The sequence below is a fragment of the Lysinibacillus sp. TE18511 genome (genome assembly GCF_054062295.1).
The window spans coordinates 1-1,688 of record NZ_JBSSFD010000098.1; the positions used below are offsets into that span (position 1 = coordinate 1).

Below are 1,688 nucleotides of genomic sequence, written 5' to 3' on the forward strand. Positions count from 1 at the left end.
TGAACTGCTCCCTGTCAAGTAGACAGCGGAAATAATAAAAATACTCTATGCGGCTTGAGCCCTGTATTCTAAGGGGCTCAAGCCGTTTAAGCTTTCTTGGTAACGTTCGTTATGATAGAACGAAATATATGTATCAATTGCTGCTTCTAACGCCTCGTATGTATCATATTTGTTTAAATAATACTTTTCGACTTTCAGGGTACCCCAAAAAGCCTCAATCGGTCCGTTATCGATACAACGACCGACCCTCGACATACTGTGAACCATATTTGCATCCTCTGTCATGCGTTTAAAAAATTTCGATGTATATTGATAACCTCGATCACTATGAATAAGCGGTTGCTCACCAACTTTTAGCCCTTGTATTGCAGGAATCATAGTGTCATAAACTAATTTATTGTTATTCGAATGTCCCAATACATAACTGACAATTGAATTGTCGTGTAAATCAATAATCGCGCTTAAATATGCCTTTTTCCCTTTGCCGTATTTGAATTCTGTTACATCTGTACACCATTTCTGATTCGGTTTTTCCGCAGTAAATTCACGTGCTAAAATATTTTCTGCCACATAATCAGGCTTTGATTTACGGTATCGTTTTGGCTTACGTCGAATAATCGATTCTAGGCCGCAAAGCTGCATCAGACGGTAAATACGCTTCTCATTAAATTTGGCTAAGCCTTCTTTTTTTCGTTGGCGGTTAATTGTCATTGTGATGCGGCGGTAGCCATAAATGCCATCTACTTGCGAATAAAGATGTTGAATCGATTCAACTAGCTGTTTGTTTTCTCTTTCTCTTACAGATGGCTCACGTTTCAACCATTTGTAATAAGCTGCACGTGATACCTCAGCGATTTCACAGAGTAAAACAATCGATAAGTTTTCATTCTCCGCTAACTCTTGAATCGCGATATAGCGGCTCTGAATTCGAATCTTACTTAACGATGCCTCCTTTCGATTTCCTCTAACTTTTTTAATAGTAAATTCTCTGCACGTAATCGTTCATTTTCACGCTCCATCTGTTGAATTATTAAGCGCAGTTCGTCCTCTGGTGTCCGTTCTTCTACTAGTTTTGTGCGACCACGGCGATCCGCTAAACCTTGTTCTCTATTTTCTTCAAATTTACGCACCCATTGATACACTTGTTGGTAAGATACCTCAAATTGTGTCGCTGTTTCTTGATAATTCTTTTTGTTCGCTAGGCAAGCTTTGGCGATTTCAATGCGTTCTTCTACGGTTGTTTTTCTTCCTTTAGTCATAGTTTGGCTCAATCCTTTACCCGAATCTTTTAATTCACTATGACTAGTATAGATTTTTAACCACTTTTTGAATACTGATAAACTACTAATCCCGTATTTGGCCAGGATATCGAACATAGAATATTTCTCTGATAAATAATCTTCCACAGCACGCTGCTTCAATTCTTCTGAGTACACCTTATTTTTCTTATGACGTACTAAAGCTTCTACTCCACCGTATTTATAAAGAGCACGCCATACTTGTAGGGTTGTCATATTAACAGAAAACATCGTACATATTTCTTGAAGTGTATGACGACCTTCCTCTAAATATTGAAGTGCTAAAATTTTAACATCTGGTGAAAATGATTTTTTAGGCATGAAAAAAACTCCCCATTTTGTTAAACAGATTTTATTTTTTAATCTGTCTACCTAATGGGGAGCATATCA

Annotated in this window: 1 protein-coding gene; it reads right to left on the reverse strand. The window is 37.5% G+C overall.

What is annotated here, in order from left to right:
- Window positions 1-45 precede the first annotated feature (45 nt).
- Window positions 46-1,619, reverse strand: a protein-coding gene (locus ACVWXS_RS25880) for an IS3 family transposase (protein ID WP_456960687.1) whose coding sequence is annotated in 2 segments (ribosomal slippage) — window positions 46-980 and window positions 980-1,619 — 1,575 coding nt in all. Because the reading frame shifts where the segments join, the coding sequence is not laid out codon by codon here.
- Window positions 1,620-1,688: the final 69 nt, after the last annotated feature.